Here is a 26,959-nt window from a genome sequence, read left to right as displayed (position 1 = left end):
CACCGCGACCAAGATGTTCTGCGGCTGCCCGACCGAATTCGGCGCCGAGCCCAACACCCAGGTGTGCCCCGTGTGCCTGGACAGGCGGCCTTCGTGATTCACGGGGGTGTGAGCAATGCCCCTGCCGCCGGGCGTTTGGGCGCGGGCGGGGGCGGGTACAGCGGTCGGGTACCCCGCCGAATCGGCTATTGCGGTAGAGGCACGGGTGGTGGTAGATGCTGCCACCGGCCGCTGCGTGCAGTAGCGTCGGTGGAGGTTCGTGAACGACTCGATAGGAGACGACGACATGGCTTACCCGACCGGGGGCTCGGGATACAACGCGCCCCAGCCGACGCCTTCCTCCGGATCCGGATTCGGCGCGGGCGTTCCCGCGGCCGGTTCGGGTGCAGCGCCTGTCGCAGGCGGCACGCCCGGCGCGGGCAAGGGCCTGCCCTTCTTCCTGACCGTCGGCGTCGCCGCGCTCGGCGTCCTCAACTTCCTGCTGGGCTTCGCGCCCTATGTCGGCACCAAGGCCGTCGAGATCGGCAACACCCGGGTCGGCGGTGACACCACGTTCAGCCTGTTCGAGAGCGCGGGCTCCGCGGCGCTGGTGACGATCCTGCTGATCGCGGGCCTGGTGGCCGGGCTGTCCCTGCTGCCCAAGCAGACCGGCAACACCGGCCTGGTGGCGGCGGCCTCGCTGGGCGCGTTCCTGGGAATCCTGTTCGGCTCCTTCAACCTCGGCGACAGCATGACGCTGAAGTGGGGCGGCTGGGTGATCCTGTTCCTGTCGTTCGTGCAGGCCGTGGTGGCGGTGCTGGCGCTGCTGTTCGAGGCCGGCATCGTGAAGGCGCCGGAGCCGAAACCGGCCGCGCCGCAGGGTGGTTTCGGTCAGCAGCAGCCGTTCAGCCAGACCGGTCCGCAGTCCTACCAGCAGCCGTCGTTCGGCCAGCAGGGCGGTTACGGCCAGCAGCCGCAGCAGTCGTTCGGTCAGCCCGCCCAGCCCGCCTACGGTCAGCAGCCGTCGTATGGCCAGCAGGCCGGGTACGGTCAGCAGCCCGCGGGCTACGGCACCGGTTCGCAGCCGACCTACGGTCAGCAGCAGCCCGGGTACGGTCAGCAGCCGCAGCAGTCCTTCGGTCAGCAGCCGTCTTACGGCGCGCAGCAGCAGCCCGCGGGCAGCGCGGACGCGACCCAGCACTTCGGCGGTCAGCAGCAGCGCCCGGCGCAGCCGTTCGGTGGTGAGCAGGCGGCCGATCCGGCCGCGGACGCCACCCGCGCCTTCCGTCCGGGCCAGGACGACAAGTAGTTCCCGCGTCAAAGGTGCGGCCTCCGGTATCCGACCGGGGGCCGTTCTCTTTGCCCGCGCGCCGCTTCCCGGCGCGCCTGACCCTACGGTTTCCGAGATGCTGCCACGCTGGTTGTCCATGAGTGCCCCGAGAACTGCCCTGGCTCGCCTGAGCGACCCCGACCTGCGGGCGCCGCGGCGGCCGCAGGCGCAGCGGAGCGGGGGCGACGGCGGGGGATTCGGTTCGCTCACCCCGGAATTCGCGCGGGTCCTGATGCTGGTGGCGGCGCGGGCGTCGGCCATCACCCTGCTGATCATCTTCATTCTGGTGTACGCCACGTTGTTCGCGGCGGGCGGCGGCATGGGCGGCTCGTCCGGGGCGATCGCCGCGAGCTGGCTTGCGGTGCATCAGGTTCCGCTGGTCATCGGCAAGACCGGGATCGGCCTGTGGCCGCTGCTGCCGACCTTCCTGATGCTGTGGCTGGTGGCCCGCGACAGTGCCCAGGCCGCCGATTCCGACTGTGAGATCCGTGATCTGGGCTGGGTGCTGGGCGCGGCCGTGGGCGGCCCGCTGCTGATCACCGCGGTCTGCCTGGCGGTGGCCGAGGACGCGGCGGCCCTGGTGCCGCTGCAGCCGCCGGACACCCTGGCCGCGTTCGCCTGGGTCGCCTGGCTGAACCTGCTGGCCGCCATGGCCGGTATCGGTGCGCGCCGTTGGCGCGAGTTCGCGGAGCTGCTGCCGATGCCGCTGCCGGACTGGGTGGTTCCCGGCGCCCGGGCGGGTGCGCTGGCCGCGGGCCGGCTGCTGGCCGCCGCGGCCGTGCTGACCGTGGTGTCGTTCCTGGCGCACTGGTCCCGGATCGGCGACACCTATCGCGCGGCCGCCGGAACCGTCTCCGGCGCACTGGGTTTGACGGTGCTGTCGCTGGCCTACCTGCCGAATATCGCGGTCGACGGGGTGAGCCTGCTGGTCGGCGGGCAGGTCCGGATCGGCCCGGGATCGTTGAGCCTGTTCGCGATCGACGGCGCGCCGGTGCCCGCGGTGCCGGTGGCAGCCGCGGTGCCGTCGGGTCCGGTGGCGTTGTGGTGGCTGGTGCTCTTGCTGGCGCCCGCGGCGATCGGCGTGCTGTCGGGGCTGGAATGCGGTCGCACCTCCCGGGATCGGGCGACCGCGCCGTGGGCGACGTTGACCGCCGCCGGGGTCGCGGCCGTGGCCATGGCGCTGCTCGGCGCGCTGGCCGGTGGCGAGCTCGGGACCTTCGGCCGGATCGGCCCGACCGCGCTGAGCGCGGTGCTGGTGTTCGTGTGGTTCGCGGTCGCCGGATACGTGGGCCTGCTCGGCGCGCGCTGGTTCGGCGGCCCGGCCGCGGCGCCCGCCGTGGCGAACGACGAGTACGCGGACGGCGAGTACGACGACTACGCGGACGACGGCTACGAGTACGCGGACGAGTACGAGGACGACTACGCCGACGACGACTACGCCGAAGGCGAGTATGCCGACGACGACTACGACGACGAGTACGACGACTACGACGACGAACCCGGCGAGGGCGACCCCGCCCCCGCCGCCGCGTCCGACGCCGGCCACCAGGCCGAGAGCGGCTGGTACGACGACGAGGATCTCGACGGCGCCCTGGAGGCCGAACTGGTCGACGACCAGGACGACGACGGGTCCGGCGCCGGTGTGAAATCCGCCGACAACCCCGACATCGTCGACGCGGAAGTGGTAGAGGGAGACCTGCCGGACAAGTAGCCGGTGCACGGTCGTTAGGCTGTTGGCGGCGGATAGTTCCCCCGCTGTCCCTTCTCCGCCCCGATCGACAGGGAGTAGTGCGCTGACGTCCACGCCCGCCCCGATGTTGCCGCCGACCGCACCCGCGTCCGTCGTGGTGCTCGCCTCCGGCACCGGGTCCCTGCTGCGTTCCCTGCTGGAAGCGACCCGGCAGCCGGGCTACCCGGCGCAGGTGGTCGCCGTGGGCGTGGATCGCGACTGTGCCGCCCTGGAGCACGCCGAGGCGTTCGACGTCTCCTCGTTCAAGGTCGCGCTGGGCGAGTTCGCCGATCGTGCCGAATGGGATCGGGCGCTGACCGAGATCGTGGCCGCCTTCGCGCCCGATCTGGTGGTGTCGGCGGGCTTCATGAAGATCCTGGGCCCGGCTTTCATGGACCGTTTCGGCGGTCGCATCATCAATACCCATCCCGCGCTGCTGCCCGCGTTCCCTGGTGCGCACGGGGTGCGGGACGCGCTCGCCTACGGCGTGCGGGTGACCGGTTCGACCGTGCACCTGGTCGATTCGGGCGTCGACACCGGGCCGATCCTGGCGCAGGAGGCGGTCACCGTGCTGCCCGATGACGACGAGGCGACCCTGCACGAGCGCATCAAGGTCGTGGAGCGTCGGCTGCTGGCGGAGACCGTCGCCGCCGTCGCTACCCGAGGCATTGTCTCCGATGGACGAAAGGCAGTTATCCCAGATGAGCGAGTTCTCCGGTGAGTGAACGCAAGCCGATCAAGCGGGCCCTGGTAAGCGTCTACGACAAGACCGGGCTGATCGAACTGGCCACCGGTCTGCACCAGGCGGGCGTGGAGCTGGTCTCCACCGGTTCGACCGCCGGCAAGATCGCCGACGCCGGCATTCCGGTCACCAAAGTCGAAGACCTGACCGGTTTCCCGGAGACCCTGGACGGCCGGGTCAAGACGCTGCACCCCCGCGTGCACGCCGGCATCCTGGCCGACACCCGTAAGGCGGAGCACGTCGACCAGCTGGTCGAGCTCGGTGTCGAGGCTTTCCAGCTCGTCGTGGTGAACCTGTACCCGTTCACCCAGACCGTGGCCTCGGGCGCGAGCGTCGACGAGTGTGTGGAGCAGATCGACATCGGCGGTCCGTCCATGGTGCGCGCCGCCGCCAAGAACCACCCGTCGGTCGCGGTGGTCGTCAACACCGGTGACTACGCCGAGGTGATCGCGGCCGTGGCGCAGGGTGGTTTCACCCTCGCCGAGCGGACCGCCCTGGCCGCCAAGGCTTTCCAGCACACCGCCACCTACGACGTGGCGGTCGCCAGCTGGATGACCAGTGTCGCGGTTCCGGCCGTGGCGCCGGAATCCGCTGCCGCGCAGCAGTTCCCGGCGTGGATCGGCGGCACCTGGGAGCGCGAGGACGTGCTGCGCTACGGCGAGAACCCGCATCAGGCGGCCGCGCTGTACACCAGCCAGGGCGGCCCGCGCGGGCTGGCGCAGGCGCAGCAGTTGCACGGCAAGGAGATGTCGTACAACAACTACACCGACGCGGACGCCGCCTGGCGCGCCGCCTACGACTTCGACGCCCCGGCCGTGGCGGTCATCAAGCACGCCAACCCGTGCGGCATCGCGGTCGGCGCGGATATCGCCGAGGCGCACCGCAAGGCGCACGCCACCGACCCGGTCTCCGCGTACGGCGGCGTGATCGCGGCCAACCGTGAGGTCTCGGTCGAGATGGCCGAGCAGGTCGCCGAGATCTTCACCGAGGTCGTGGTGGCCCCGTCCTACGCCGACGGCGCGGTGGAGGTGCTGGCCCGCAAGAAGAACGTGCGCGTGCTGGTGGCCGATCCGGCCCAGCGCAAGGGCGCGGAGCTGCGTCCGGTCAGCGGCGGCGTGCTGCTGCAGGACCGCGACATCCTCGACGCCGAGGGTGACAGCGCCGCGAACTGGACCCTCGCGGCGGGCGAGGCGGCCGACGGGGCCACCCTGCGTGACCTCGAATTCGCTTGGCGCGCTTGCCGTGCCGTGAAGTCCAATGCCATCCTGCTGGCCGACGACGGCGCGGCCGTGGGCGTCGGCATGGGTCAGGTCAACCGGGTCGACTCCTGCAAGCTGGCGGTGGAGCGGGCCGGGGAGCGGGCCAAGGGTTCGGTGGCCGCGTCCGACGCGTTCTTCCCGTTCTCGGACGGCCCGCAGATCCTGGTGGCGGCGGGCGTGCGCGCCATCGTGCACCCGGGCGGTTCCATCCGCGACAAGGACACCATCGACCTGTGCCGTGAGGCCGGAGTCACCTTGTACCTCACCGGGTCTCGCCACTTCGCGCACTGAGCGTGAGTCGGCGGTGACGCGGTAGCGGTACCACGAGATCGGGACAGGGCCCGGATCGCACATGCGGTCCGGGCCCTGTCGCGTATGCGGGATTTACGTGGCGCTCAATACTTTCCGGTCGCCGAGCGGCGATTTCAGCTGTACCTCGAGGGTGCCGAAGACCGCGATCATGGTGCACATCTTGCCGACCGCGTCGGCGCGGGTGCCCGAGCGCAGGTCCACGGTGACGGTGGACGACGTCTCCTTGACGCTGGCGTCCACGCCGTAGCATTCGGGGGAGCCGGTCTGGAAGTTGACAGCGATCTTGTCGGGGGCGACGCGGGTCCAGCTGTCGAACGGAATGCCGTGCGGGCTCACGATGGTCGGGTCGGCGGTGAACTCACGTCCGGTTTGTCCGTTCGTGGCTTCGGTGGGCGTGGCGGCGGTGGTGGTCGCGCCGGTGCTGCTGGAGGTGGTGCCGCCGCTGTCGCCGGAGTTCCCGCAGGCGGTGAGGCCGATCCCGATGAGAGTGGCTGCGGCGGCAGCGATCAGGCGGCGTGCCCGTGTCCCGTACATGGCTGACACCCTAATGTCCCGCGATCGCGCGACCGGTCCGGAGCGCCGTCTAAGCCCATCTGGCGAATTTCTGGCGAAGACACGCCGAAATCTTCGCAGAACCGGCGCGTAACGATGCGGTGACGGGGGCGGAGTCGGTACTGTCGTCCCCAGATGTGCGAATGCAGTTCCGCGACATCGTCTTATCTCATGTTCCCCCCTCCCGAAAGGACGCACCGTGGGCGACTCGTTGAAGGTTGGCGAAGAACTCGGTCGTGGTCAGTCGCTGCAAGGCGGCGCGTACACCCTGACTCTGCAAGATGATGGCAACCTGGTGCTGTCCGACCCGAGCGGCAAGGTCGAATGGGCTTCCGGCACCAACGGTCAGGGCGTCGTGAAGGCGACCCTGCAGGATGACGGCAACTTCGTCCTCTACAAGGAGGACGGCGCCGCCTGGTCCACCGAGACCAATGGCAAGAGCGCGGACCGCTTGGTCGTGCAGGCCGACCGCAATGTCGTGCTGTACGGCTCCGACGGCGGCTCGCTGTGGTCGTCGGGCACCAACACCGACAACCCGCTCCCGGCTCCGGAGCCGGTCCAGACCCAGGCCGCCGCGGTCGAGGAGGTCCCCCCGCCGCCGCCCGCCGCCCAGACCTACACCGTCGAGCCGGGTGACACCCTGTGGGCCATCGCCGAGCGCTTCTACGGCGACGGCAACCGCTACCAGGAGATCGCCAACGCCTCCGGTGTGGACAACCCGGACCTGATTCAGCCCGGCCAGGTGCTGACCATCCCGTAATCCGCGGCTCCGCCACGCATACGTGAAATGAGGCCCCCGAGTGCAAAAGCACTCGGGGGCCTCATGATTAGGGGACGACGTGGCGCGATCTTCGCGGATTACCCGGCCCAGCCGGTCCGAGAGGTGTTCCGACCCTGGGGTTCTCGCCTCGCGAGCTAGCGGCTCGTGAAAGGCAGCAAAGCCATTTCGCGCGCGTTCTTCACGGCCACCGCCACCTGGCGCTGCTGCTGCGGGGTCAGTCCCGTGACGCGGCGGCTGCGGATCTTGCCGCGGTCGGAGATGAACGTGCGGAGCAGGTTCACGTCCTTGTAGTCGACGGTCTCGACGCCGGCCGCGATGAGGGGGTTCTTCTTCGGACGGCGGGCTTGCTCGGCCCGCATCTTCTTCGACGGTGCTCGCTTCACTGCCATGTCAGCGGTTCCTCACTCACGCGATTCACGAATGGTGGATGCTTACCAGCTCGATTTGTGCACACCGGGCAGCTCTCCTCGATGGGCCATCGCGCGAACGCGCACGCGCGAGAGACCGAACTTGCGGAGATGGCCACGCGGGCGTCCGTCCGCGGCGTCCCGATTGCGCAATCGTACCGGACTGGCATCGCGCGGCAGTTTCTGTAAGGCGGTCTGTGCGGCCGCCCGCTCGGCGTGGCCGGTGGTCGGTTTGCGGATGATCTCCTTCAGTTCCGCACGCCGCTCGGCCCAGCGTTCCACGATCAGTTTGCGCTGCTCGTTCTTGGCGATCTTGGACTTCTTCGCCATGTCACCGGTCCTCGCGGAAGTCGACGTGCTTGCGGACGACCGGGTCGTACTTCTTCAGGACCATCCGGTCGGGGTCGTTGCGCCGGTTCTTGCGGGTGACGTAGGTGTAGCCGGTCCCGGCCGTGGACTTCAGTTTGATGACGGGCCGGATATCGGTCGACTTCGATGCCATCTTCTCCCTCTCAGATCTTCTGGCCGCTCGCGCGCAGCCGGGCGACGACCGCCTCGATGCCGTCGCGGTCGATGGTCTTGATGCCCTTGGCGGAGACGGTCAGCGTGATGCGCCGGTCCTCGCTGGGCAGGTAGTAGGTCTTGCGCTGGATATTGGGGTCCCAGCGCCGGTTGGTCCGCTTGTGCGAGTGCGACACGGACTTGCCGAAGCCCGGCTTGCGGCCGGTGACCTGGCAGATGGCCGACATGAGCACTCCCTTCCAGAGTTCAATGGTTATGACAACCGTTTTCGACAACGAGCGTATTCCACGGTACCGTCACTCCTCGGTAATTGAAAATCATTGTCGAAAGGGGGACCGGTGGCGTCCCAACGCAAGCCTGTGCTCGTCCTCGCGGGACTCCCCGGACGCGCGGCCGACGGCGTCGAACGGGCGGCCCGCCTGCTGGGCGAGAAGCCGGGCACCGTCGTGGTGCGGCACGATCTGAGCGAGCTGCGCCAGGGTGTGGTGCGCCGGACCGTCCGCATCGACGGCCACGAGACCGTCACCGTGCTGGAACTCGCGCACGGCTGCGTCTCCTGCACCCTGCGCGCCGATCTGCTGCCCTACCTGTGCCTGCTGGCCGAACGGGATTCGGTGCGGCGCATCGTCCTCGCGCTGGACCCGGCCTTCGAGGCCGAAGCGGTGTGCCAGGCCATCGATGATGTGGTGGTCACCGGTGTGGTCGGTCGCGTCGACGGACCGGCCGGCGGTTCGGTGCGGATTGATTCCGTGCTCACCTGCGTCGACGCGCGCGACTGGCTCGCCGACGCGACCGGCGACGAGACGCTCGCCGAGCGCGGCCACGTCACCGTCGAGGACGAGCGCACGGTGGCCCAACTGGCCGTCGGCCAGGCCGAATTCGCCGATGCCCTCCTGGTTTTCGATTCCGGAGCCGACCTGGCGGACCGCGAGCGCACCAGCGCGGTGCTGGCCAGGCTGGCCCCGCGCGCACCGATCGGCTGGGTGGCCGAACCCGCCGCGCTGGATGTCGACGATCTGACCTGGCTGCTGCGGCGGGTGCCGGTCGACGCGCGCCGCGGCGCGCCGTTCGATCCGCACGCCTCGCTGCTGGCCGGTGCGCCTCCGCTGGAGCCGGATTGCGGTGTGGCACTGGTCGAATTCGCCACAGACCGGCCCTTTCATCCCGATCGACTGCATTCGGCCATCGACGTGCTGCTGGACGGGGTGGTGAGCGCGCGCGGCCGGGCCTGGCTGGCCACCCAGCCCGACGAGGTGGTGTGGCTGGAATCGGCCGGCGGCGGGCTGCGGGTCGGCGGCGCGGGAAAGTGGCTGGCGGCCATGACGTCCCGCGAGCTGGACCAGGTGGATCCGGAACGCCGCGCGCTGGCGTCGCTGCGCTGGCACGAGCACTTCGGCGACCGCCACACCTCGCTGGTGATCCTGGTCGCCGACGCCGATCCCGAGGAGATCCGGCACGCGCTGCACTGGGCGCTGGTGGACGAGGACGAACTGCGTCAGGTGCGGTTCGCCCCGGAGCGGGTCGCGCTGTGGGCCGACCCGTTCGGCGACCGGCACGAGGAGCCGTGCGACACCCGGCCCGACGATGCGCGCGTGCGCAATCAGACTTCGACAACAGGTGAGGAGAACCGATAATGGCCGTTCCGAAGCGCAGGATGTCCCGCGCGAACACCCACAGCCGCCGCTCGCAGTGGAAGGCAAGTCCGCCGGATCTGGTGCCGGTCACGGTCGGGGGAGTGGTGCGTATGGTGCCGCGGAGGCTGCTGCGAGCCGTCGAACGCGGGCTGATCGATCCCGGGAAGCTCTGAGCCCGAGGGAATCCGCGGGTCGTGGGGGTTCGGGGGCTTGGCCCCCCGAACCTCCCCACTGCTGCGGGTACGGGTTTCCCCGGGGCCCGTCAGCCCTCCTTGGCGGCCAGGTCCACCAGGGTGGCGGCGAGACGGAAGTACTTGTTCTTGCCGAGTTCGGCGATGGTCTTCACACCGAGCGCCTCGAGCAGCTGGGCGTCGTGCTTCTCGGTGAGTCCGGCGAGCGCCGACGGCGGCGCGGCCAGGATGTCGTCGAGAGACTTGGATTCGTAGGCCTTGTCGAGAGCTTTGTCGAGTACCACGTTGACGGCCACGAGAGCCTCCTTCGTCTGGAACTGGAACAAGAGAACGGACGAGCCCGACAATAGCGTTGAAGTTGCTGTCCCACCAGTGATCTGCTCGGGTGTTGCGGAGGCCCCGGTCACGGGTGGACTTTTCGCGAGGGTGCGAAAAAGTCTTCCTAAAGTTGTGAAGTCGTGGCCTGGTGACGGTATTCTCGTGCCTTGAGGGCGGGTTCTTCTGATTACAGGAGAACCCGCTCATCGCCACTTCAGAGGCCGTTTCGGGTTCTTCCACCGACGGAGAGAATCCGACAATTCACCCAATCTAACTGTCGGATACGGCTTTCGGCGCCGCACTCGCCGAGTCCGATCCATTCGCGGCCTTGTCACCGGAATGTCCGTTCGGTCCGGTTCCCCAGCCCGGCAACGGCACATCCGGCAGCAACTGCTCGAGCTTTGCCAGCTGATCGGCGAACGCGGTGGCCGGACCCTCGACGAGCGAGAACGGGAAGGGCCAGTGCCCCTTGCCCGCCACCCGCGCCAGTTCCTCCTTCAACTCGGCGGTCGTGGCTTCGAGTTCGCTGATCTCGGTGCGCAGTTCGTCGATCCGCGTGAGCGCGGCCGCCAGCCCGTCCACCACCGTCCGGTTGCGGCCCTGGGCATCGGTGCCCAGCTGCGGCCAGCCATTGAGGCCGGGTCCGCGCAGCTGGATCTGGATGTCGTGCAATGCCGCGTCCTGTTCGGGTGTCAAGTCGGGTTCCTCCGTTTCCACATCCCACTGGCCGAAATCGATTCGGTCGGTTTGATTCACATCGCATTCCACGCCGTCGACGATCACCTGCTCGCCGTTCTGGTAGATCGCGATCCGCGGATCCACCCGCCCGCCCGACCAGGCCACCGTCTGCCACGCCCAGGTCGCCGTCCCGGCGTCCAGCGCCCGGCTCACCGGCCAATACCCGCCGTAGATACCGACATTCGAGCGTCCGAGGACACTCGCCGCGCCGTCCAGATAGGCGTCGATCGGCACCTGCTGCTGCGGGGTGGCGTCGAAGTCCGCGGAGAAGTAGATCGGCCGATCCGCCCGCCCGCCGCAGCGCAGCATCTGCGCCAGCGCGGCGCGGGCGTCGGTGACACCCGCGCCGTAGCCGTCCAGCATGCGGGCGGCGGTGGTCTCCCAGTTGGCGACGATGGAAATCCCGTGTGCGCGCAGGTCATCCGCCTCGGCGGGGGTGAGCAGCTTGCCCGGCAGCGAGGGGCCGCCCTCGGACAGGTAGCGAACCACGAAGTCGTAGCCGTCGGCCGTGATGGCACTCGGCGCGGGCCGACCTGCGGCGTAGTCCAGCCCGAAACGCATGACTCCCACTGTAATTCGACGGCGGCGCCGCCGGGAGCCGAATCCGAACCATCGCGGCGATCGATCGAGAGTGGTTGACTGGGGGCGCTTTGTGAGGTGCGTCACTGATGAGTGAGAACGGAGATTCGTAAATGCCTGTACGCGACGAGGCGTGGCCGCCCGGAACACCGTGCTGGGTCGACTGTCAGGTCGACGATCCGGCCAAGGCCGGCGAGTTCTACGCCGGACTGTTCGGCTGGGACATGCAAGGCGGCGGGGAGGAGTCGGGCGGCTACCTGATGGCGCTGCGGGACGGCCGCGCGGTGGCCGGCATCGGGCCCAAACCCGAGGCCGGGGTGCCCTCGGTGTGGACCACGTACTTCGCGGTGGCCGACGCCGACGCCTGCGCGCGGCAGGTGACCGCGGCGGGCGGCCGCCTGCTGGTGCCCGCTTTCGACGTGATGGAGTTCGGCCGCATGTTCGTCGCCGCCGACGCCTCCGGCGCGCCGTTCGCGGTGTGGGAGGCCCGCGCCCACGACGGCGCCGCGGTGTACAACGAGCACGGCGCCTACGTCTGGAACGACTTGCACACCGGCGATTTCGAGGCCGCGAAGTCCTTCTACGCGGCGGTCTTCGGCTTCGCCTTCGCCGAATTCGACGACGAGACAACGCGATACGCCACCTTCACCCCGCCCGGCGGGACCGGCTCGGTCGGCGGCATCAACGACGACAGCGTGAACGGCGTCGCCCCCGCCCAGCCCTACTGGCTGACCTGGTTCCAGTCCGAGGACATCGATTCCGGCCTCACCCGCGCCGTGGAACTGGGCGCGACCGTGCTCATGTCCGCCACCGACGGACCGTTCGGCCGGATGGCCATCATGGCCGCGCCCCAGGGCGAGCTGTTCGGTCTGCTGGATCCCCGGGACGTGCCGCGCTAGTGCGGGTCAGAGCACCGATTCCGGCCGGCGCGCACCCTGCTGCTGCGACGCGGCGTGCTGCGAGGCCGCCTGCAGCGACGTGCTGTGCGCGACCGCCGGATCGGGGGTCGCCATCGGGGCGCGGGCCTCGCGCCGGTCCGGAGCGACCAGGATGGCGGTGATCGGAATCGCCAGCGACAGCGTGCCGATGATGAAGAACGGCACGAAGAAGGTGAACAGCACGTTCCCCTGCGGCGCGGGCGCGTTCGGGTCCACGTGCACCTGCAGACCGGTCAGTCCGGCGTAATGCATGCTGGTCACCAGGACCGCGTACACCACCGCGCCGGCCAGCACCATCGGCACCGAACCGACCCACAGGCTGAACCACAGGGTCAGCGCCGAGAGCACGAACGCGATCGCGTAGACGGCGACGGTGGACACCAGGCCGCGGTCCGCGGTGCCCTGGATCCGGATGGCGCCCAGCAGCAGTTGGTGCACGTCGCCGATCCCGAAGGCCATCACGGCCGCCGCGACCAGCAGCCGCCACCACACCAGCGTCTTGCCGGTGATCAGCAGCGCCAGGAACACGGCGACCGCCGACAGCACCGAGAACAACGTGATCGACAGGTTGTCGTAGCGCAGCTGGGTGCCGCGCACGTCGAAACCGAGCATGGAGACGAACACCGGCATCGCGACCCCGACGCCGCCGATCGACACCGCCGCCACGAAAAGCCATACGATCCGGAACTTCTGGGTCACCGACTTGGTGGACTGCCGAATGCACGCCAGCCCGCAGGCCGCCCCCGCGAACGACACGATCACCGCCAGCGCGAGCACCCAGTAGCCCATCGAGAAGTAGATCATCCAGACACCCCTGTCCTTCGTAAGCCCGAACCCGGATGGGCGAACGTCAGCCGCGCTGCGCGGTTTCGCGCTGCGCCGTCATCAGCCGTTCGATCGCGTATTCGGTGACCGCGGCCAGCGACCGCCGTACCTCGACCGGGTCGCGCGCGTCGATGTCCACGATCGGCACGCCCTCGCGGACGCTGAGCGCCTCACGCAGTTCGGCGACCGGGAAGCGCGGCGCGTCCGGGAAGCGGTTGACCGCGATCAGGAACGGCAGCGACTTGGCCTCGAAGAAGTCCACGGCCGCGAAGCTGTCCTCGATGCGGCGGGTGTCGACCAGCACGACCGCGCCGATGGCGCCCTTGATCAGGTCGTCCCACATGAACCAGAACCGCCGCTGCCCGGGCGTGCCGAACAGGTACAGCACCAGGTTGCCGGGCAGGATGATGCGCCCGAAATCCATGGCCACGGTGGTGGTTTCCTTGCCGGGCGTGGCGGCGAGGTCGTCGACCCCGTCCGAGTAGCCGGTCACCATGGCCTCGGTGCGCAGCGGCACGATCTCGGAGACCGCGCCGACGAAGGTGGTCTTGCCCGCGCCGAATCCGCCCGCCACGACGATCTTGGTCGACGCGGTGCGCGACTCCTCGCCCTGCCGCGGCGGGTACTGCAGCCCCGGGTTCGGGAACTGCCCGGTCGTGTACGCCGGCCCCCCGTGCGGGCCGGCGGGGTAGCCTCCGCCGTTATAGGGCGCGGAGTCCATGCAGGGTCCTCTCCATCAGGGAGCGGCGCTCGTCGAAGGTCGCCTGATCGCTCAAAGTCGAATGCACACGCAGGGTTCCGGCGACCACCAGATCGCCGATGACGACCCGGACCATGCCCAGCGGACGGCCCAGGTGCGCCGCGATCTCGGCGACCGAGAGCCGGGCCGTGCCCAGCCGCAGGATCTCGGTGCGCACGTCGCCGGCGGGCCAGTCGAAGTGGGCGGTGTAGGACAGGGTTTCGACGACCGCTTCCAGCGGTAGCTCGACCGCCGGCTCGGTACGGCCGGAGGTCAACGCGTAGGGGCGAACTCGGGTGGTCGGTGGCCGGTTACCGCCACCGCCATGAGGATTGGTCATTTGCGGCTCATCTAGGCAGTGTTCGACTCATCTAGGCAGTGCGGGCGGTGGCCGAGACGACGGAGCCGACCCGGTCGACCAGGAGGGCCATCTCGTAGCCGATGCGGCCGATGTCGTGCTGCTTGTTGGCCAGCACCGCCAGGTGCGAGCCATTGCCGACACTCATGACCAGCAGGTAGCCGCGCTGCATCTCCACGATGGACTGCATCACCTTGCCGCCCTCGAAAAGTTGTGCGGCGCCGGCGGACAGGCTGGCCAGACCGGCCGTCACCGCGGCCAGCTGCTCACCGCGGTCGGACGGCAGGTGCGGGCTGGTGGCCTGCAGCAGACCGTCCGCGGAGACCAGCACGGCGTGCGAGACCCCGGGCACCTCCTTGGTGAAGCGGGTGACCAGCCAGTTCAGATTCTCATCCGTAGTGGTGCTCTGGGTGTCGGTCATGCATGCCCTCCGTCGTTGTACTGGGAGTCGGCCCGCCCGGAGTGGACGCCGCTGAGATGCCTGCTGAGGCTGGTGCGGATCTCTTCCGGGTCGCGGCCGGTACCGTCGTCCTCCTGGGCGACCGCGCCCGGCACCAGCTGGGCGCCGGGCCGCCGAATCGGCAGGCCGCCTTCGGTACGACTGGTTGTGGTCGGGTTGGCCGCGTCCTCGGCCGCGGCCCAGCCGACGTCCGAAGTCGACGACCAGGCGGCGCCGGTCTGCTGCCCGTCGGCCGGTTCCACCAGCCACTCGGAGACCATGCGCTGGTAGATCGGGGTCGGAGCACCCTCGACCGGACGCAGGCCGGTCTGCGGCGCGGCCGGACGAGATCCGGCGGGTGCGGCCTCGTTGCCGCGAATAGCGTTGTCGCCGCCTCGAACAGCGGCTTCGCCGATGTCGCCGACGCTCACGCTGCCGGGGCCGGCGGTGGGCGGGAGCGTGGGGCGGTCATTGTCGCCGAAGGCGCTGAAACCGTTGCCGAAGTAGCTGCCGGTGTCCGGGCCGTTGGGGTTCTCGACGTAGCCGTTGCCGCCGTTGCGGGCGTTGGTGATCGGCGCGATCGGACCGGGCGCCGGTGCGAAGGACCCGGCCGCCGGGACGAAGGGCTCCCGGGCCGGCGGTGTGAAGGTCTCCTGCGCCGGGGCGAAGGGCTCGGGCGCTTGCGCGACCGGCTCGGGCGCCGGAACGAGGCGCTCGGGCACCTGGGCGACCCGCTGCGGCATCGGCGTGACCTGCTGGGGCGCGACCCGCTGGGGGAGCGGGGCGACCGTTTCCGCGGCCGGGGCGATCGGCTCCGGCGCGTAAACCGCCGGTTCCTCCGGATCCGGCTCGGGCCCGGCGGTCTGCTCGGAAACCGTGCTGTACTCGGCCGATTCCGTGGACTCGGCGGCCTCGCCCCAGAAGCTCATGGGGGCGGACCCCTGCGGCGCCGCGGGTTCGGGCCGGACGGCGCTCGCACCGTAGGCCCGGGCGTCGTCGGGGGAGAAGGCGTCGGTGAATCCGTCGGAGAAGCGATCGGCCGGCTGCTGCGGCGGTTCCGGGAACGCGGGGACGATCGGGTGCTCACCGGTATCGGTGCCCGGCTTGCGCTGCGGCAGGCCGGAACTGGTGGTCGGGAAGCGGCCGGTGGGCGGTTCGGGCAGATTCGGCACCGGGGTCAGCCGCGGCGGGTTGACCACGGGGTTCGGTCCGGTGATCGGGCCGACGGGCGGCGGAATCTGTCCCGGCGCCAGCGGAATCGGCCCGGAGGCGGCCGGAATCGGGCCCGAGGCGAGGGCCGCGGCCGGGATCGGCCCGGAGGCCAGGGCCGACGGGGGCATGGGCAGCGCCGTGGCCACCGGGTACTGACCGGTCGGGTCGCCGACGCGTTCCGGCGCGGGCGAGACCAGGCTGCCCGGCAGGTGCACGCTGGCGGTGATGCCCGGCTGCTGCACCATGGCGGAGGTGCGGCGCAGGCTCACCGTGATGTGGTGCCGCTTGGCCAGGCGGCCGACGACGAAAAGACCCATGCGGCGCGCGGTCTCGACATTGACCTCGCCACCGGAGGCCAGGCGGTCGTTGATGCCCTGCAGGTCGTCGGCGTTCATGCCGAGACCGCGGTCGGTGATCTCGATCAGGTAGCCGCCGTCCACCGCGCGCGCCACCGACACCGCGACCGGGGTGGTGGGCGGGGAGTAGCGCAGCGCGTTGTCGATCAGCTCGGCCAGCAGGTGCTCGATGTCGACGGCCGGCTCACCGGCCACGATGCCGTCGGGCACGGTGCCGATCTCGACGCGCTGGTAGTCCTCCACCTGGGAGACCGAGGACCACAGCATGTCCGACAGCGGCACCGGCGCGAGATGGCCACGGCGCAGCGCGGTTCCGGCCAGCACCAGCAGGTTGTCGCCGTTGCGGCGCATACGGGTGGCGAGGTGGTCGAGGCGGAACAGCGACTGCAGGCGCTCGGAGTCGTCCTCGTCGCGCTCGAGTTCCTCGATCAGCGACAGCTGCTGCTCCACGAGGGATTGGCTGCGGCGCGAGAGGGTTTCGAACATGTTGCCGATCTGCAGGCGCAGTCGCGCCTGTTCGGCGGCCAGGTGGAGGGCCTGGGAGTGGATGTCGTCGACGGCTCGGGCCAGCTGCCCGATCTCCTCGGTGGTGTGCACGTCGACCGGCGAGATCTCCGGGGTCGCGCCGCCGGCGCGCACCACCTCGAGCTCCTGCGGCAGGTCGATGTGGGCCACCTGCAAGGCGTCTCGCCGCAGGCGGCGGACCGGGACGACCAGCGAGCGGGCCACCACCAGCGCCAGCGCGAGACCGGCCAGCAGCATGCCGATCACGATGGAGGTGTCACGCAGCACGTTGTTGCGCGCCTCGGTGGTGAGCTCGCCGAGCTTGGAACCCATGGTGCTCGCGACGGTGGCGACCTCGGAGGCGTAGGCGTCCGCGCTGCCGCGTAGCGAGTCCTGCATGGCGGGCAGGGTGCCCGGGTCGGGCACGTTCTGCATCAGGATGCCGACGCGGGCGCCGGCATTGTCCTTCAGCGTGTTCGCGTTCGCCGCCGATTCCGGCGCCATGCCGCGGTACACCTCGATCATGGTGATCTCGGCGCCGATGGCGGTCAGCAGCTTGGTCCGCAGCGCGGGGTTGGCGCCCGCGCCCGGCACCGCGAGCATGACGCGCTCCTGGGTGAGCAGGCGCGAGGCGGTCAGGGCGGCGCCGAACTGCAGGAAGGACTGCTGCACCCGGAGGTCGCCGACGGTGGGCGCGCCCGCGAGCGAGTTCTGCGCCCGGGTCTGCACCTCGTCGGCCTGATCGCCGATGGTCTGGGGGGAGCTGGTGCGCAGGCTGTTGCGCATGGTCTTCGCGACCGCGATGGCGGTGCCCAGTTCCTTCACGACGTTGGGGTCGGCGTTGGAGGACTTGAGCGCGGTCTCCAGTTCGGCCTGGGCCTGGTCGAACTTGGCGGTGGCGGCGTCGAGGTCGGCGTCCACGTCCTGGTTGCCGCCGACGATGGCGGCGACCGCGAGTTCATTGGTGCTGGTGAGGAATTTGACCGTGGGGCGGAGCACGTCCATCTGCTCCGAGGCCGCGCTCAGTTTGGAGATGGTCTGCAATTCGCTGTTGATGCGCAGTACCGCGAAGGTCGCGGCGAGAAGCACCGGGAGCACCAGCACGATGCCGACCTTGCGGGTAACGGGCCAGTTGGACAGGCTGAATTGCCACGACCGGGGTGCTGCTTCCATCCCGCTTCCGTCGCCTCCGCTTTCACGATTGACCCCCGGGTACGTATGCGGTTGTACGGCTTTGGGGTCGAGCCCGCGCAGAACCAACTAAGGGTCTTCTTTTCCGGCCTGCAACATACCGCGTGAGCTGAGTAACGGCAATTCGGAGGGCGTAGTGTATAAGCCTCCGAATGCGGGCTTGCCACAACGGCTTTCGCGTCGAATTGGGTGACACTGCAACCACTCGGCATCGGCCGTTCGTAAAACACGCAGGTCATCTGCCTCACCCACCCGGCGTGTCGGAGGGGCCCTTCTCAGTGGACTCTCAGTCGTTGTGGGCAGACTGGTGGCCATGCGCATTCTGGTAGTCGACGACGACCGCGCGGTTCGTGAATCGCTGCGTCGCTCGCTGACCTTCAACGGGTACACCGTCGACCTCGCCGTCGACGGTCTGGACGCCTTGGAGAAGACCGCCAGTCAGCGACCCGACGCCCTGGTCCTGGACGTCATGATGCCCCGGCTGGACGGGCTCGAGGTGTGCCGCCGGCTGCGCAGCACCGGCGACGATCTGCCGATTCTGGTACTCACCGCACGGGATTCGGTGTCCGAGCGGGTCGCCGGTCTGGACGCCGGCGCCGACGACTACCTACCCAAGCCCTTCGCGCTGGAGGAACTGCTGGCCCGGCTGCGCGCCCTGCTGCGCCGCACCGCCGGCGATCCGGTCGACGCCTCCTCCGAGGCCATGTCGTTCGCCGACCTCTCGCTCGACCCCGTCACCCGTGAGGTCACCCGCGGCGAACGCCCGATCAGCCTCACCCGCACCGAGTTCTCGCTGCTGGAAATGCTGATGGCCAATCCGCGCCGGGTGCTCACCCGCAGCCGCATCCTGGAGGAGGTGTGGGGCTACGACTTCCCCACCTCCGGCAACGCGCTCGAGGTGTACATCGGCTACCTGCGCCGCAAGACCGAGGCCGACGGTGAGCCGCGGCTCATCCACACCGTGCGCGGCGTCGGCTACGTGCTGCGCGAGACTCCTCCGTAGGCAGGGCGCTCGTGGGTAGAACCGTTCCCCGGCGGACGGTGGTCGCCGGACTCGGATCGCGGACGGAGAACGCCGGACTACGGCCGCCGATGCCGCTGACCCGTTCGGTGTCGCTGCGCTGGCGGGTGACGCTGCTGGCCGCCTCGGTGGTCGCGGTGGCCGTCGCCTTCACCTCCATCGCCGCCTACGCCATGGTGGCCCGGTCGCTGTACGCCGACGTGGACTCGCAGCTGCGGGCCCGCGCCTCGGTGATGATCGACAACAACCTCGACAGCCTCGGCTTCCAGTCGCTGGTGTTCGCGGGGCTGTACTCCAGCGATGTCGGGGTGGCGCTGGTGTTCGCGGACCAGTCGCAGTACGTGCCGCCGCAGACCACGATTCCGCCGATCGGCAATCAGGAACGGCAGGTGGCCCGCGGCGAGATCGGGTTCTCGCTGCGCACCGTCGACGATCAGCGGGTGCTGGCCCGCCGCACCCACTCCGGGTCCACGCTGGTGGTATCGCAGCGGCTGCAACCCACCAAGGAAGTCCTCGACCGGCTGGCCTGGCTGTTGTTCGTGGTCGGCGGCTGCGGGGTCATCGTGGCCGCGGCGGCCGGAACCACCGTGGGCCGCACCGGGTTGCGGCCCATCGCCCGGCTCACCGCCGCCACCGAACGCATCGCCCGCACCGACGACCTGACCCCCATTCCGGTGACCGGTGACGACGAACTGGCCCGGCTCACCGAGAGTTTCAACACCATGCTGCGCGCCCTGGGCGAATCCCGGGAACGGCAGCGCCGCCTGGTGGCCGACGCCGGCCATGAGCTGAAGACGCCACTGACCTCTTTGCGCACCAATATGGAACTGCTCATCGCCTCCTCCCGGCCGGGTGCGCCCCGCATCCCCGACGAGGACATGGCCGAACTGCGCTCGGACGTGATGGCCCAGATCGAGGAGTTGTCCACACTGGTCGGCGATCTGGTCGACCTGGCCCGCGAGGACGCCCCGGAAACCGTGTACGAGCGCATCGACCTCGGCGAGATCGCCGAACGCGCGCTGGAGCGAGTCCGGCGGCGGCGCACCGGAATCGACTTCGAGGCCCAGCTGCGGCCCTGGTTCGTCTACGGCGACGAACCCGGCCTGGAGCGCGCCCTGCTCAATGTCCTCGACAATGCCGCCAAGTGGAGTCCGGAGGGCGCGCAGGTGTTCGTCACCATGCGCGAGAACGGGCGCGGACTGCTCGAGTTCGCCGTCGACGACGCCGGGCCCGGCATCCCGCCCGCCGAACGCGAGCTGGTGTTCGAGCGCTTCTACCGCACCACGGCCTCGCGCTCCATGCCCGGTTCCGGGCTCGGCCTGGCCATCGTCAAGCAGGTGGTGACCAAACACGGTGGCACCATCAACATCGATACTTCCGACCGAGGGGGCGCGTTGATCCGTATCGTTCTGCCTGGAGAAAGCGCACCGCCCCTGCTCGCCGAGGCGGACAACTGAACCCGGAAAGCTCGGCGAAAAGCAAGCACGGTCTCAGTCCACTCTCAGTCGTTCCCGCCAGGCTTGGCGACGAGACTCGAGGAGAAAACGAGAAATGACCGAGGATTCGAACCAGCGGGGCACCGAGCCCGAAGGCCAGGCCGCCGACAACGCCGCCGCGGCCGGCGCACCCTCCGGGCCCGCCGGCGCGCAGCCCGCCGGGTCCGACACCACCGCGTCCGGCCTGCCGAAGCGCGATCCCGCGGGCGCTCCCGCCGCCGACTCCTTCAACGGTTTCGCGGCCGCCACACCGGGCTCGGCTCCGGCTTCCGGCGCCGTCCCGCCCCCGGCGCAGCCCGGCCATCCCGGAGCGCCCGCGGCGGGTCCCGCGTCGAGCACTCCCGGCGCGCCCGGTTTCGGTGCGGCGCAATCGTTCTCCGGCGGAGCGTCCCCGGTTCAGGGCGGCGAGCCCCGGGCCGATCAGCCCGCCGCGGGCGCACAGCCGCCCGCCGGTTCGGCACCGGCCTTCGGTGGTCCGGGCGGAACGGCGTACGGCGTTGCGGGGCAACCGGGTTCGGGTGCGGTCGATCCGGCCACCCAGGTGCTGCCCGGCGCCGCGCCGGCGGGCTTCGGCGCGCCGCAGGGTGGCCCCGCCTATGGGTCGGCTTTCGGTGGCGCACAGCCTTATTCGCAGCAGTACGGCGGTGGGAATCCGCCGACCGGGGAGATTCCGGGCGGGGGTTACGGGCAGGCGTACGCGGCGTCGGGGGCCGGGTACGCGGGGCAGCAGCCCACGCCCGCCACGGGGCAGCCGCCTGCCGCCGGGGCGGGGCCCTCGCCTTATGCCACGGGTCAGCAGCCCGCGTACGTGACGGGGCAGCAGTCGGCGTATTCGACGGGACAGCTTCCGGCCTACGCGGCGGGTCCGTATCCGACGCAGGTGATTCCGGCCGTGCCCGGGGGTCCGGGTGGGCCCGGGGTGCCGGGTGAGCCGGGTCTCGCGTACGGCGGCGCGCCGGGGCCGAAGCGGTCCGGCCGCACCGGTCTGGTCGCGGGCGCGGTCGTGCTGGCGCTGCTCAGCGGCGGTATCGGTGGCGCGGTGGGCGCGCTGGCCACGCACGGCAGCGATCACGGCACGGTCAGCAATGCGCTCGATCAGCCCGCGGGCAATGGCAAGGCCGCGCCCGCGCCGGAGGGTTCGGTGCAGGCGGTGGCGCAGAAGGTGCTCGCGAGTGTGGTCATGATCCGGGTCGCGGGCGCGCGGGCCGAAGGCGAGGGCTCCGGGGTGGTGCTGTCCTCGGACGGGCTGATCCTCACCAACAATCACGTGGTCAGCGGCGCGGGCCAGAACGCCAAGATGGATGTGGCGTTCAATGACGGCTCGACCGCTCCGGCCACCGTGGTGGGCGCGGACCCGGTCTCCGACATCGCGGTCATCCGGGTGACCGGTAAGTCGGATCTGAAGCCGATCGAGCTGGGCCAGTCCGGCAATCTGCAGGTGGGTCAGGGCGTGGTGGCGATCGGTTCGCCGCTGGGCCTGGCCGGCACGGTGACCAGCGGTATCGTCTCCTCGCTGAACCGCCCGGTCTCGACCAGCGGCGAGCCGGGATCGCAGGGCACGGTCATCGACGCCATCCAGACCGACGCGGCCATCAACCCGGGCAATTCCGGCGGTGCGCTGGTCGATATGAACGGCAAGCTGGTCGGCATCAACACCGCCATCGCCACCATGGGCACCGCCGAGTCGGCGGGCGCGCAGAGCGGCTCGATCGGCCTGGGCTTCGCGATCCCGGTGGACACCGCGCGCCGCGTCGCCGACGAGCTGATCAAGAACGGCAAGGCCACCTACGCCCAGATCGGTGTGACCGTGCGGGCGCAGGACGATGTGAACGGCGCGCGCGTGATGGACGTGTCGCCCGACGGCCCGGCCGCCAAGGCGGGCATCCCGAAGAACGCGATCATCACCAAGATCGACGACCAGATCGTGGACTCGGGCAATTCACTGATCGCCGGGGTGCGCTCGCACCGGCCCGGCGACAAGGTCAAGGTGACCTACACCGACGACCAGGGCAAGAACCCCAAGACCGTCGAGGTCACCCTCGGCGAAGCAGCCGCGGAGGGCGGACGATGAGCAACCGTGTCAATGGCAGGGAACCGGTACCGGCGATCCGTGTCACCTCCGACGGGGGATGGGAGCTGTTGTCGGACAAGGGCGCTACGGTGAGCACCATGGAAATCGATGCCGCTGTGGCGGGCCGTGCTCTTGTCGTGGTCGTCGACGATCGAACCGCCCATGGCGGAGTGGACTCGCTGGGGCCGCTGGTCACCGAGCTACTCACCGAGGCCGGGTTCCTGGTGGACGCCTCGGTGTCGGTGTCGGCCGATGAGGTGGAGATCCGCAATGCCCTCAATACCGCGGTGATCGGCGGTGTCGACCTGGTCATCTCGGTCGGCGGCACCGGCATGTCCCCGCGTGACGTGACGCCGGAGGCCACCGAGGAGGTGCTGGACCGGGTGCTGCCCGGGATCAGCGAGGCGCTGCGGGCCTCGGGCCTGGCCTCGGGTTCGCTGGACGCGGGCCTGTCGCGCGGTCTGGCCGGGGTGTCGGGCAGCACGCTGGTGGTGAACCTGCCGGGTTCGCGCGTCGCGGTCCGGGACGGCATGGCGACCCTGGGCCCGCTGGCGAGCAAAGTCATCGATGAACTGTCCGGTCTGTCGGAATGACCGACGCCGACAAACCTGATTCACCCGAGTCGCCCCGTCCGGCCGAGCGCCGGGCGGGGTCTCGTCGTTTGACACCCGCCGAACGCGCCCGGCTCGCGCGCGTCTTCGGCGACGAGCTGCCGTCCACGACCAAGGACGAGCGCACACCCGAGCCGGATTCCGTTCAGTCCTCCGATGATTGGCTGCGCGCGCAGAAGCCGCCCCATCACGGTTGAGATCTCGTTTACATCACGGCTGCCGAGAATTAGCCCTCTCTCGGACGCTGTAATTTGACGCGCCCGTTATTTGATTGTTGCCATTTGGTAGCTGTTGTGGCTAAAGTCTCTTCCGGGTCAACAAAGCTACGGGTCTCAAGAATATGAGCAGCGCGCTTGATAGTTGCTCTTGCCGAGTTCTGCGCCGTAGTGGCCCTCTTCAGCCCCGGTGGTCGGGGTTGTCCGCAAGAAAACTGATGAGGGAACAATGAGCGAGAACCGGACTGCCGGTTTGCGTTGGACCGCGCGTGCCGCGGGTATCGGCGCAGCCGCCTCCGTGGCTTTCGGCCTGCTGTCGACCGGCGCCGCCAACGCCGACACCTTCGTACCGTTGCCGGACGGTCAGAAGGTCGGAGCGGGCGTGACCATCAACCGTCTCGGCGAGCACGCCGTCATCTCGCCGTCGCTGTCGGCGAACGGCGCGGGCCGCACCGCCTGGCTCTCGGGCAAGGTCGTCGCCGACGTCACCGAGACCCCCGCGGGCACGGTCGGCCCGAACAACGGCCCCACCAACGGCCCGGGCACCAACAACTCCTCCACCCATGGCGCGTCGCAGGTCAACACCGGTTACATCATCGGCTGCCAGGTGAACATCGCCGACAACGCCATCTCCGCCGGCATCTCCGGCGGCGTGAGCCTGACCGGCGCGAACGCCGGCGGTTCCATCGGTCTGAACCTCGGCCCCGGCCAGGTGACCTTCCTCCAGATCAACTCCAAGGACATCCTCGACGCGGGTCGCTACTCCATCGACTACAAGGATGTGCCGGTCGACGTGCAGGGCTGCGCGGGCTACGCCCAGGCGCGCGCCTACACCGTGGTCGAGATCATCGGTGACCACTACTCGAAGACCACCCTCTACGGGCAGCCGTTCAGCCTCGGCTGACGTGTGGTCAGACACCCGATTCATCTCTCGCGCAAGCGAATTCGACCCTAGAGGGAAAACCATCATGAACGTTCGCAAGACCATGGCGCGGGCCGCCGGGATCGGCGCCGTCGCCACCGCCGCCCTGGGCCTGTTCTCCACCGGTGCGGCCAATGCCGACACCTTCGTGCCGCTACCGGGCGGCTCCATCACCGAGACCATGGATGACGGCACGGTCGTGACCATCTCCATGACCGGCGAGTCGGCCAATATCAACCCGTCGCTGGGCGCGACCCCGTTGCACCGCAACGCCTGGGTCTCGGGCAGCGCGCGCGTCGAGCTGTCGGGCACCAACGGCAATGTCGGCGGCAAGATCGTCCCCGGTTACGTGGTCGGCTGCCAGGTCAATATCTCCGGCGGCGGCGCCAACGGCGGCCCGAGCGCGGGCGCCGGCTACGACGGCTCGAGCCCGTCGGTCGGGGCGAATGTCGGCGGCAACCTGACCCTGGGCCCCGGCCAGTCGCAGGCGTTTTACATCCTGGATCAGGAAGCGCCCGACGATTACGGCAGTGAGGCGCACTACAAGCGCAACAAGTTCGGGGGTAACTCCGGTTCGGTGACGTGGTCGGACGAGACCATCAACCTGAACGGCTGCGGCGGCTACGCGCAGGCGCGCTCGTTCATCGCGGTTCAGGTCGAGACCGACCATGTGATCACCGCCTACACGCTGTGGGGTCAGCCCTTCAGTCTCGGCTGATCAGTTTCCGCTCAGCGGAATGTCAAGGGGCCCGGTGCGATTAGCACCGGGCCCCTTTTGCTATCCATGACTTTCTCTGCATACCTGCGGGTTTGTGTTGACGAGTGGGGGATCCTGTTCGCTCACGTCTCAAGGGTCACTCTTGTGATGTAAAGTGCCCTGCGTCGCTACGCGTAAAGAATTTGAAACCAGTAACACGGTGGCAACAATGTGGCGACAAACTCAACCAGGGATTCGCAAGAGTCCCATTTCAACCTCGGTGGTCGAGGTTGACGCAAGAAACCTGATGAGGGGAAGCATGAGCGAGAAGCGCTCCCACGGACTGCGCACCGCAGCCCGTTTCGCGGGCATCGGCGCGGCTTCGGCCGTGGCCATCGGCCTTTTTTCCACCGGTGCCGCTAACGCTGACACCTTCGTGCCGTTGCCGGACGGCCAGAAGGTGAACCCGGCGGGCACCGTCACCATTACCCGGACGGGTGAGCACGCCATCGTGTCGCCGTCGCTCGCTGCCAACGGTGCCGGCCGTGTGGTGTGGGTGAGCGGCGCCGCCTCCGCGGTGGTCACCGAAACCCCCGAGGGCACAGTCGGTCCGAACAACGGCCCGGTCGGTATCCCCGGCAGCAACAACTCGTCCACCCACGGCACCTCGCAGATCAACACCGGCTACATCGTCGGCTGCCAGATCTCCATCGGTGAGGACGCGATCTCTGCCGGCATCTCCGGCAGCATCAACCTCGACAGCGCGAACATTGGTGGTTCGATCGGTGTCAACCTCGGCCCCGGCCAGGTGGCGTTCGTCCAGATCGACTACAAGGACATCACCAAGGCGGGCACCTACTCGGTCGAGTACCGGGACGCCGAGATCGAGATCCAGGGCTGCGCGGGCTACGCCCAGGCGCGTGCGTACACGGTCGTCGAGGTCATCGGCGATCACTACTCCAAGACCACTCTCTACGGCCAGCCGTTCAGCATCGGCTAAGTGGTCTCCGCCCGCCAAATCCTTTCTCGCGCAAGCGAACAAAATCTGAGGGACAACCAGATATGAACATCCGTAAGACAATGGCGCGGGTGGCCGGTGTCGGTGCCGTCGCCACCGCGGCCCTTGGCCTGTTCTCCACCGGTGCGGCCAATGCCGACACCTTCGTGCCGCTGCCCGGCGGCGAGCTCACCCAGACTCTGTCCGACGGCACCGTGGTCACGGTGAAGCTGGTCGGCGAGTCCGCCAACATCAGCCCGTCGATGGGCGCCACCCCCGTGCACCGCAACGCCTGGGTCTCGGCGTCGGCGCAGGTCAACATCTCCGGTGACACCACCGCCACCGGCGGCAAGATCTACCCGGGTTACGTGGTCGGCTGCCAGGTCACCATCGACGGCGGCAACGTCAGCGGTGGCGCGACCGGCGGTGCGAGCTGGGACAGCAGTGGCAACGCCACTCCGACCGGCGGCGTGAACTCCGGCGCCAACCTGACCCTGGGTCCGGGGCAGGCCAAGTCGTTCTACATCCTCGACCTCGAGATGCCGGACGACTTCGGTCGCGAAATCCACAAGAAGCGCAACGCTTTCAACGGCACCAGCGGCTCGGTCACCTGGTCCGACGAGACCATCGGCCTGAACGGCTGTGGCGGTTACGCCCAGGCGCGCGCCTTCGTGAGCGTCGAGGTCGAGACCGACAACGTGATCAGCTGGGTCACCCTGTGGGGTCAGCCCTTCAGCCTCGGCTGATCCACACCTCGGTGTAATCCGAACGGGCCCGGCGCTTTTCGCGCCGGGCCCGTTCTGCTTTGTGGCGCAGTGGATTTCGCGCCGCGGGTCAGAGCTCGTGCCGCCCGCCCGCGGTGCGATCCGCGAGCAGGTCCCGAATCTCGCGCAGCAGTTCGTTGTCGGTGAGCGCGTCGTCCTCCTTGGCGCCCCACCTCTTCTTGGCCTTGTTGGCCGGGACGACGACGATGAAGTAGAGCAGCGCCGCGATGATGACGAAATCGATGCCCGCGGTGATGATCGGCCCGATCGCGATGAAGGTGGCGGGCTTGTCGGCCACCAGCTGGACGCCCAGCCCGAGCTGATTGGTGCCGCCGAACACCGCGAGCAGCGGTGTCACGATGCCGTCGGTGAAGGCGGTGACGACCGCGACGAAGGCCGTGCCCATGACGACCGCCACGGCCAGGTCGACGATATTGCCGCGCATCAGGAAATCTTTGAAACCCTTGAGCATTGCCGAAACTCCTCTACCTGAGGGATCGAACGCAGAGTTATGGGGATGTGAGGCGATG

The 26,959-nt window shown here is 69.3% G+C and carries 30 protein-coding genes and 1 pseudogene; 18 read left to right on the top strand and 13 right to left on the bottom strand.

The features are described 5' to 3' along the window. The 5 genes and pseudogenes from ABZ382_RS23510 to purH all read left to right on the top strand — a co-directional run. Positions 1–79, top strand: a pseudogene (locus tag ABZ382_RS23510) (hypothetical protein); the annotation flags it as partial. A 207-nt stretch (positions 80–286) separates the two neighbouring features. Continuing rightward, entirely contained in the window at positions 287–1,288 is a 1,002-nt protein-coding gene (locus tag ABZ382_RS23505) for a DUF5336 domain-containing protein (protein ID WP_357092330.1), read from the top strand. Positions 1,289–1,406: 118 nt separating this feature from the next. Then, positions 1,407–3,020 carry a DUF6350 family protein gene (locus ABZ382_RS23500; RefSeq protein ID WP_357092327.1) on the top strand — a complete coding sequence of 538 codons (1,614 nt, stop codon included), beginning with the start codon at positions 1,407–1,409 and terminating at the stop codon, positions 3,018–3,020. A gap of 103 nt (positions 3,021–3,123) precedes the next feature. Beyond that, positions 3,124–3,759, top strand: a complete 636-nt coding sequence (gene purN, locus ABZ382_RS23495; protein WP_357092326.1) for a phosphoribosylglycinamide formyltransferase — start codon at positions 3,124–3,126, stop codon at positions 3,757–3,759. Next, positions 3,756–5,330: a bifunctional phosphoribosylaminoimidazolecarboxamide formyltransferase/IMP cyclohydrolase gene (gene purH, locus ABZ382_RS23490; protein WP_357092323.1), complete on the top strand. Its 1,575-nt coding sequence runs from the start codon at positions 3,756–3,758 to the stop codon at positions 5,328–5,330. The genes purN and purH overlap by 4 nt, the downstream gene beginning before the upstream one ends. Positions 5,331–5,423: 93 nt before the next feature. On the opposite strand, the gene ABZ382_RS23485 is transcribed toward purH, so the two are convergent. Continuing rightward, entirely contained in the window at positions 5,424–5,885 is a 462-nt protein-coding gene (locus ABZ382_RS23485) for a hypothetical protein (RefSeq protein ID WP_357092320.1), read from the bottom strand. Between the two features lie 217 nt (positions 5,886–6,102). Here ABZ382_RS23485 and ABZ382_RS23480 point away from each other — a divergent pair, with 217 nt between their 5' ends. Next, positions 6,103–6,663 (top strand): LysM peptidoglycan-binding domain-containing protein, encoded by a 561-nt coding sequence (locus ABZ382_RS23480; RefSeq protein WP_357092318.1) that lies wholly within the window; start codon positions 6,103–6,105, stop codon positions 6,661–6,663. A gap of 155 nt (positions 6,664–6,818) precedes the next feature. Here ABZ382_RS23480 and rpsR read toward each other — a convergent pair whose 3' ends face one another. The 4 genes from rpsR to rpmB are packed head-to-tail and all read right to left on the bottom strand — an operon-like array spanning position 6,819 to position 7,840. Next, entirely contained in the window at positions 6,819–7,073 is a 255-nt protein-coding gene (gene rpsR, locus ABZ382_RS23475) for a 30S ribosomal protein S18 (RefSeq protein WP_357092315.1), read from the bottom strand. 42 nt (positions 7,074–7,115) lie between these two features. Further along, on the bottom strand, positions 7,116–7,421 hold the full coding sequence (rpsN, locus tag ABZ382_RS23470) for a 30S ribosomal protein S14 (protein WP_357092312.1): 306 nt from the start codon (positions 7,419–7,421) through the stop codon (positions 7,116–7,118). 1 nt (position 7,422) lies between these two features. Next, positions 7,423–7,593, bottom strand: a complete 171-nt coding sequence (rpmG, locus tag ABZ382_RS23465) for a 50S ribosomal protein L33 (protein WP_067710392.1) — start codon at positions 7,591–7,593, stop codon at positions 7,423–7,425. A gap of 10 nt (positions 7,594–7,603) precedes the next feature. Beyond that, the gene (gene rpmB, locus ABZ382_RS23460) at positions 7,604–7,840 is read right to left on the bottom strand and encodes a 50S ribosomal protein L28 (protein ID WP_357092309.1); all 237 of its coding nucleotides are present in this window, start codon (positions 7,838–7,840) and stop codon (positions 7,604–7,606) included. Positions 7,841–7,951: 111 nt separating this feature from the next. On the opposite strand from rpmB, the gene ABZ382_RS23455 reads away from it, so the two are divergent. Both ABZ382_RS23455 and rpmF read left to right on the top strand, forming a co-directional pair. Then, positions 7,952–9,247 carry a GTP-binding protein gene (locus ABZ382_RS23455; protein ID WP_357092306.1) on the top strand — a complete coding sequence of 432 codons (1,296 nt, stop codon included), beginning with the start codon at positions 7,952–7,954 and terminating at the stop codon, positions 9,245–9,247. Further along, complete coding sequence (gene rpmF, locus ABZ382_RS23450) at positions 9,247–9,420, top strand: 50S ribosomal protein L32 (protein ID WP_357092303.1); 174 nt, start codon at positions 9,247–9,249, stop codon at positions 9,418–9,420. Before ABZ382_RS23455 ends, rpmF begins: the two co-directional genes overlap by 1 nt. An 89-nt stretch (positions 9,421–9,509) precedes the next feature. Here the strand turns inward: rpmF and ABZ382_RS23445 are convergent, their stop codons facing one another. Next, on the bottom strand, positions 9,510–9,734 hold the full coding sequence (locus ABZ382_RS23445) for a hypothetical protein (RefSeq protein ID WP_357092301.1): 225 nt from the start codon (positions 9,732–9,734) through the stop codon (positions 9,510–9,512). Between the two features lie 292 nt (positions 9,735–10,026). After that, positions 10,027–11,055: a DUF1906 domain-containing protein gene (locus ABZ382_RS23440; protein WP_357092298.1), complete on the bottom strand. Its 1,029-nt coding sequence runs from the start codon at positions 11,053–11,055 to the stop codon at positions 10,027–10,029. A gap of 131 nt (positions 11,056–11,186) precedes the next feature. On the opposite strand from ABZ382_RS23440, the gene ABZ382_RS23435 reads away from it, so the two are divergent. After that, positions 11,187–11,972, top strand: a complete 786-nt coding sequence (locus ABZ382_RS23435) for a VOC family protein (RefSeq protein WP_357092295.1) — start codon at positions 11,187–11,189, stop codon at positions 11,970–11,972. Positions 11,973–11,978: 6 nt separating this feature from the next. Here the strand turns inward: ABZ382_RS23435 and ABZ382_RS23430 are convergent, their stop codons facing one another. From ABZ382_RS23430 to ABZ382_RS23410, 5 genes are read right to left on the bottom strand one after another with little or no spacing between them, the layout of a single operon-like run. Then, positions 11,979–12,815 (bottom strand): hypothetical protein, encoded by an 837-nt coding sequence (locus ABZ382_RS23430; RefSeq protein ID WP_357092293.1) that lies wholly within the window; start codon positions 12,813–12,815, stop codon positions 11,979–11,981. Between the two features lie 46 nt (positions 12,816–12,861). Continuing rightward, positions 12,862–13,557 (bottom strand): ATP/GTP-binding protein, encoded by a 696-nt coding sequence (locus tag ABZ382_RS23425; protein ID WP_357092290.1) that lies wholly within the window; start codon positions 13,555–13,557, stop codon positions 12,862–12,864. Continuing rightward, positions 13,538–13,915 (bottom strand): DUF742 domain-containing protein, encoded by a 378-nt coding sequence (locus ABZ382_RS23420; RefSeq protein ID WP_357092287.1) that lies wholly within the window; start codon positions 13,913–13,915, stop codon positions 13,538–13,540. Before ABZ382_RS23420 ends, ABZ382_RS23425 begins: the two co-directional genes overlap by 20 nt. A gap of 31 nt (positions 13,916–13,946) precedes the next feature. Then, complete coding sequence (locus ABZ382_RS23415) at positions 13,947–14,354, bottom strand: roadblock/LC7 domain-containing protein (RefSeq protein WP_213559341.1); 408 nt, start codon at positions 14,352–14,354, stop codon at positions 13,947–13,949. Beyond that, entirely contained in the window at positions 14,351–17,617 is a 3,267-nt protein-coding gene (locus ABZ382_RS23410) for an ATP-binding protein (protein WP_357092284.1), read from the bottom strand. The genes ABZ382_RS23415 and ABZ382_RS23410 overlap by 4 nt, the downstream gene beginning before the upstream one ends. 331 nt (positions 17,618–17,948) lie before the next feature. On the opposite strand from ABZ382_RS23410, the gene ABZ382_RS23405 reads away from it, so the two are divergent. From ABZ382_RS23405 to ABZ382_RS23365, 9 genes are all read left to right on the top strand, one after another. Continuing rightward, the gene (locus ABZ382_RS23405) at positions 17,949–18,638 is read left to right on the top strand and encodes a response regulator transcription factor (protein WP_357092281.1); all 690 of its coding nucleotides are present in this window, start codon (positions 17,949–17,951) and stop codon (positions 18,636–18,638) included. An 89-nt stretch (positions 18,639–18,727) separates the two neighbouring features. Further along, positions 18,728–20,113, top strand: a complete 1,386-nt coding sequence (locus ABZ382_RS23400) for a HAMP domain-containing sensor histidine kinase (protein WP_357092416.1) — start codon at positions 18,728–18,730, stop codon at positions 20,111–20,113. Between the two features lie 919 nt (positions 20,114–21,032). After that, entirely contained in the window at positions 21,033–22,223 is a 1,191-nt protein-coding gene (locus ABZ382_RS23395; RefSeq protein ID WP_357092413.1) for a trypsin-like peptidase domain-containing protein, read from the top strand. Between the two features lie 98 nt (positions 22,224–22,321). Further along, positions 22,322–22,816: a MogA/MoaB family molybdenum cofactor biosynthesis protein gene (locus tag ABZ382_RS23390; RefSeq protein ID WP_357092410.1), complete on the top strand. Its 495-nt coding sequence runs from the start codon at positions 22,322–22,324 to the stop codon at positions 22,814–22,816. Further along, the gene (locus tag ABZ382_RS23385; RefSeq protein WP_357092278.1) at positions 22,813–23,031 is read left to right on the top strand and encodes a hypothetical protein; all 219 of its coding nucleotides are present in this window, start codon (positions 22,813–22,815) and stop codon (positions 23,029–23,031) included. The genes ABZ382_RS23390 and ABZ382_RS23385 overlap by 4 nt, the downstream gene beginning before the upstream one ends. Positions 23,032–23,278: 247 nt before the next feature. Then, on the top strand, positions 23,279–23,953 hold the full coding sequence (locus ABZ382_RS23380; RefSeq protein ID WP_357092274.1) for an MspA family porin: 675 nt from the start codon (positions 23,279–23,281) through the stop codon (positions 23,951–23,953). A 64-nt stretch (positions 23,954–24,017) separates the two neighbouring features. After that, positions 24,018–24,689: an MspA family porin gene (locus ABZ382_RS23375; RefSeq protein WP_357092271.1), complete on the top strand. Its 672-nt coding sequence runs from the start codon at positions 24,018–24,020 to the stop codon at positions 24,687–24,689. Positions 24,690–24,987: 298 nt separating this feature from the next. Next, entirely contained in the window at positions 24,988–25,668 is a 681-nt protein-coding gene (locus ABZ382_RS23370) for an MspA family porin (RefSeq protein WP_357092408.1), read from the top strand. Between the two features lie 62 nt (positions 25,669–25,730). Beyond that, positions 25,731–26,411 carry an MspA family porin gene (locus ABZ382_RS23365; protein ID WP_357092268.1) on the top strand — a complete coding sequence of 227 codons (681 nt, stop codon included), beginning with the start codon at positions 25,731–25,733 and terminating at the stop codon, positions 26,409–26,411. Positions 26,412–26,499: 88 nt separating this feature from the next. On the opposite strand, the gene mscL is transcribed toward ABZ382_RS23365, so the two are convergent. Then, positions 26,500–26,901, bottom strand: coding sequence for a large conductance mechanosensitive channel protein MscL (gene mscL, locus ABZ382_RS23360; protein ID WP_357092265.1), 402 nt, complete (start codon positions 26,899–26,901; stop codon positions 26,500–26,502). Positions 26,902–26,959: the final 58 nt, after the last annotated feature.

It is taken from the genome of Nocardia sp. NPDC005825 (assembly GCF_040630175.1).
In the GTDB taxonomy this organism is placed as follows: Bacteria; Actinomycetota; Actinomycetes; order Mycobacteriales; family Mycobacteriaceae; genus Nocardia.
Note: the sequence above shows the minus strand (reverse complement) of the source record. Positions and strands in the feature narration are given on the sequence as shown.

Excerpts from the sequence above, each read along its gene's own strand:
- ABZ382_RS23505 (WP_357092330.1), top strand. The coding sequence starts at position 287 with ATGGCTTACCCGACCGGGGGCTCGGGATACAACGCGCCCCAGCCGACG.
- ABZ382_RS23500 (WP_357092327.1), top strand. The coding sequence starts at position 1,407 with ATGAGTGCCCCGAGAACTGCCCTGGCTCGCCTGAGCGACCCCGACCTG.
- purN (WP_357092326.1), top strand. The coding sequence starts at position 3,124 with ATGTTGCCGCCGACCGCACCCGCGTCCGTCGTGGTGCTCGCCTCCGGC.
- ABZ382_RS23485 (WP_357092320.1), bottom strand. The coding sequence starts at position 5,885 with ATGTACGGGACACGGGCACGCCGCCTGATCGCTGCCGCCGCAGCCACT.
- rpsR (WP_357092315.1), bottom strand. The coding sequence starts at position 7,073 with ATGGCAGTGAAGCGAGCACCGTCGAAGAAGATGCGGGCCGAGCAAGCC.
- rpsN (WP_357092312.1), bottom strand. The coding sequence starts at position 7,421 with ATGGCGAAGAAGTCCAAGATCGCCAAGAACGAGCAGCGCAAACTGATC.
- rpmG (WP_067710392.1), bottom strand. The coding sequence starts at position 7,593 with ATGGCATCGAAGTCGACCGATATCCGGCCCGTCATCAAACTGAAGTCC.
- rpmB (WP_357092309.1), bottom strand. The coding sequence starts at position 7,840 with ATGTCGGCCATCTGCCAGGTCACCGGCCGCAAGCCGGGCTTCGGCAAG.
- rpmF (WP_357092303.1), top strand. The coding sequence starts at position 9,247 with ATGGCCGTTCCGAAGCGCAGGATGTCCCGCGCGAACACCCACAGCCGC.
- ABZ382_RS23440 (WP_357092298.1), bottom strand. The coding sequence starts at position 11,055 with ATGCGTTTCGGGCTGGACTACGCCGCAGGTCGGCCCGCGCCGAGTGCC.
- ABZ382_RS23435 (WP_357092295.1), top strand. The coding sequence starts at position 11,187 with ATGCCTGTACGCGACGAGGCGTGGCCGCCCGGAACACCGTGCTGGGTC.
- ABZ382_RS23430 (WP_357092293.1), bottom strand. The coding sequence starts at position 12,815 with ATGATCTACTTCTCGATGGGCTACTGGGTGCTCGCGCTGGCGGTGATC.
- ABZ382_RS23425 (WP_357092290.1), bottom strand. The coding sequence starts at position 13,557 with ATGGACTCCGCGCCCTATAACGGCGGAGGCTACCCCGCCGGCCCGCAC.
- ABZ382_RS23420 (WP_357092287.1), bottom strand. The coding sequence starts at position 13,915 with ATGACCAATCCTCATGGCGGTGGCGGTAACCGGCCACCGACCACCCGA.
- ABZ382_RS23415 (WP_213559341.1), bottom strand. The coding sequence starts at position 14,354 with ATGACCGACACCCAGAGCACCACTACGGATGAGAATCTGAACTGGCTG.
- ABZ382_RS23410 (WP_357092284.1), bottom strand. The coding sequence starts at position 17,617 with ATGGAAGCAGCACCCCGGTCGTGGCAATTCAGCCTGTCCAACTGGCCC.
- ABZ382_RS23405 (WP_357092281.1), top strand. The coding sequence starts at position 17,949 with ATGCGCATTCTGGTAGTCGACGACGACCGCGCGGTTCGTGAATCGCTG.
- ABZ382_RS23400 (WP_357092416.1), top strand. The coding sequence starts at position 18,728 with ATGCCGCTGACCCGTTCGGTGTCGCTGCGCTGGCGGGTGACGCTGCTG.
- ABZ382_RS23390 (WP_357092410.1), top strand. The coding sequence starts at position 22,322 with ATGGAAATCGATGCCGCTGTGGCGGGCCGTGCTCTTGTCGTGGTCGTC.
- ABZ382_RS23385 (WP_357092278.1), top strand. The coding sequence starts at position 22,813 with ATGACCGACGCCGACAAACCTGATTCACCCGAGTCGCCCCGTCCGGCC.
- ABZ382_RS23380 (WP_357092274.1), top strand. The coding sequence starts at position 23,279 with ATGAGCGAGAACCGGACTGCCGGTTTGCGTTGGACCGCGCGTGCCGCG.
- ABZ382_RS23375 (WP_357092271.1), top strand. The coding sequence starts at position 24,018 with ATGAACGTTCGCAAGACCATGGCGCGGGCCGCCGGGATCGGCGCCGTC.
- ABZ382_RS23370 (WP_357092408.1), top strand. The coding sequence starts at position 24,988 with ATGAGCGAGAAGCGCTCCCACGGACTGCGCACCGCAGCCCGTTTCGCG.
- ABZ382_RS23365 (WP_357092268.1), top strand. The coding sequence starts at position 25,731 with ATGAACATCCGTAAGACAATGGCGCGGGTGGCCGGTGTCGGTGCCGTC.
- mscL (WP_357092265.1), bottom strand. The coding sequence starts at position 26,901 with ATGCTCAAGGGTTTCAAAGATTTCCTGATGCGCGGCAATATCGTCGAC.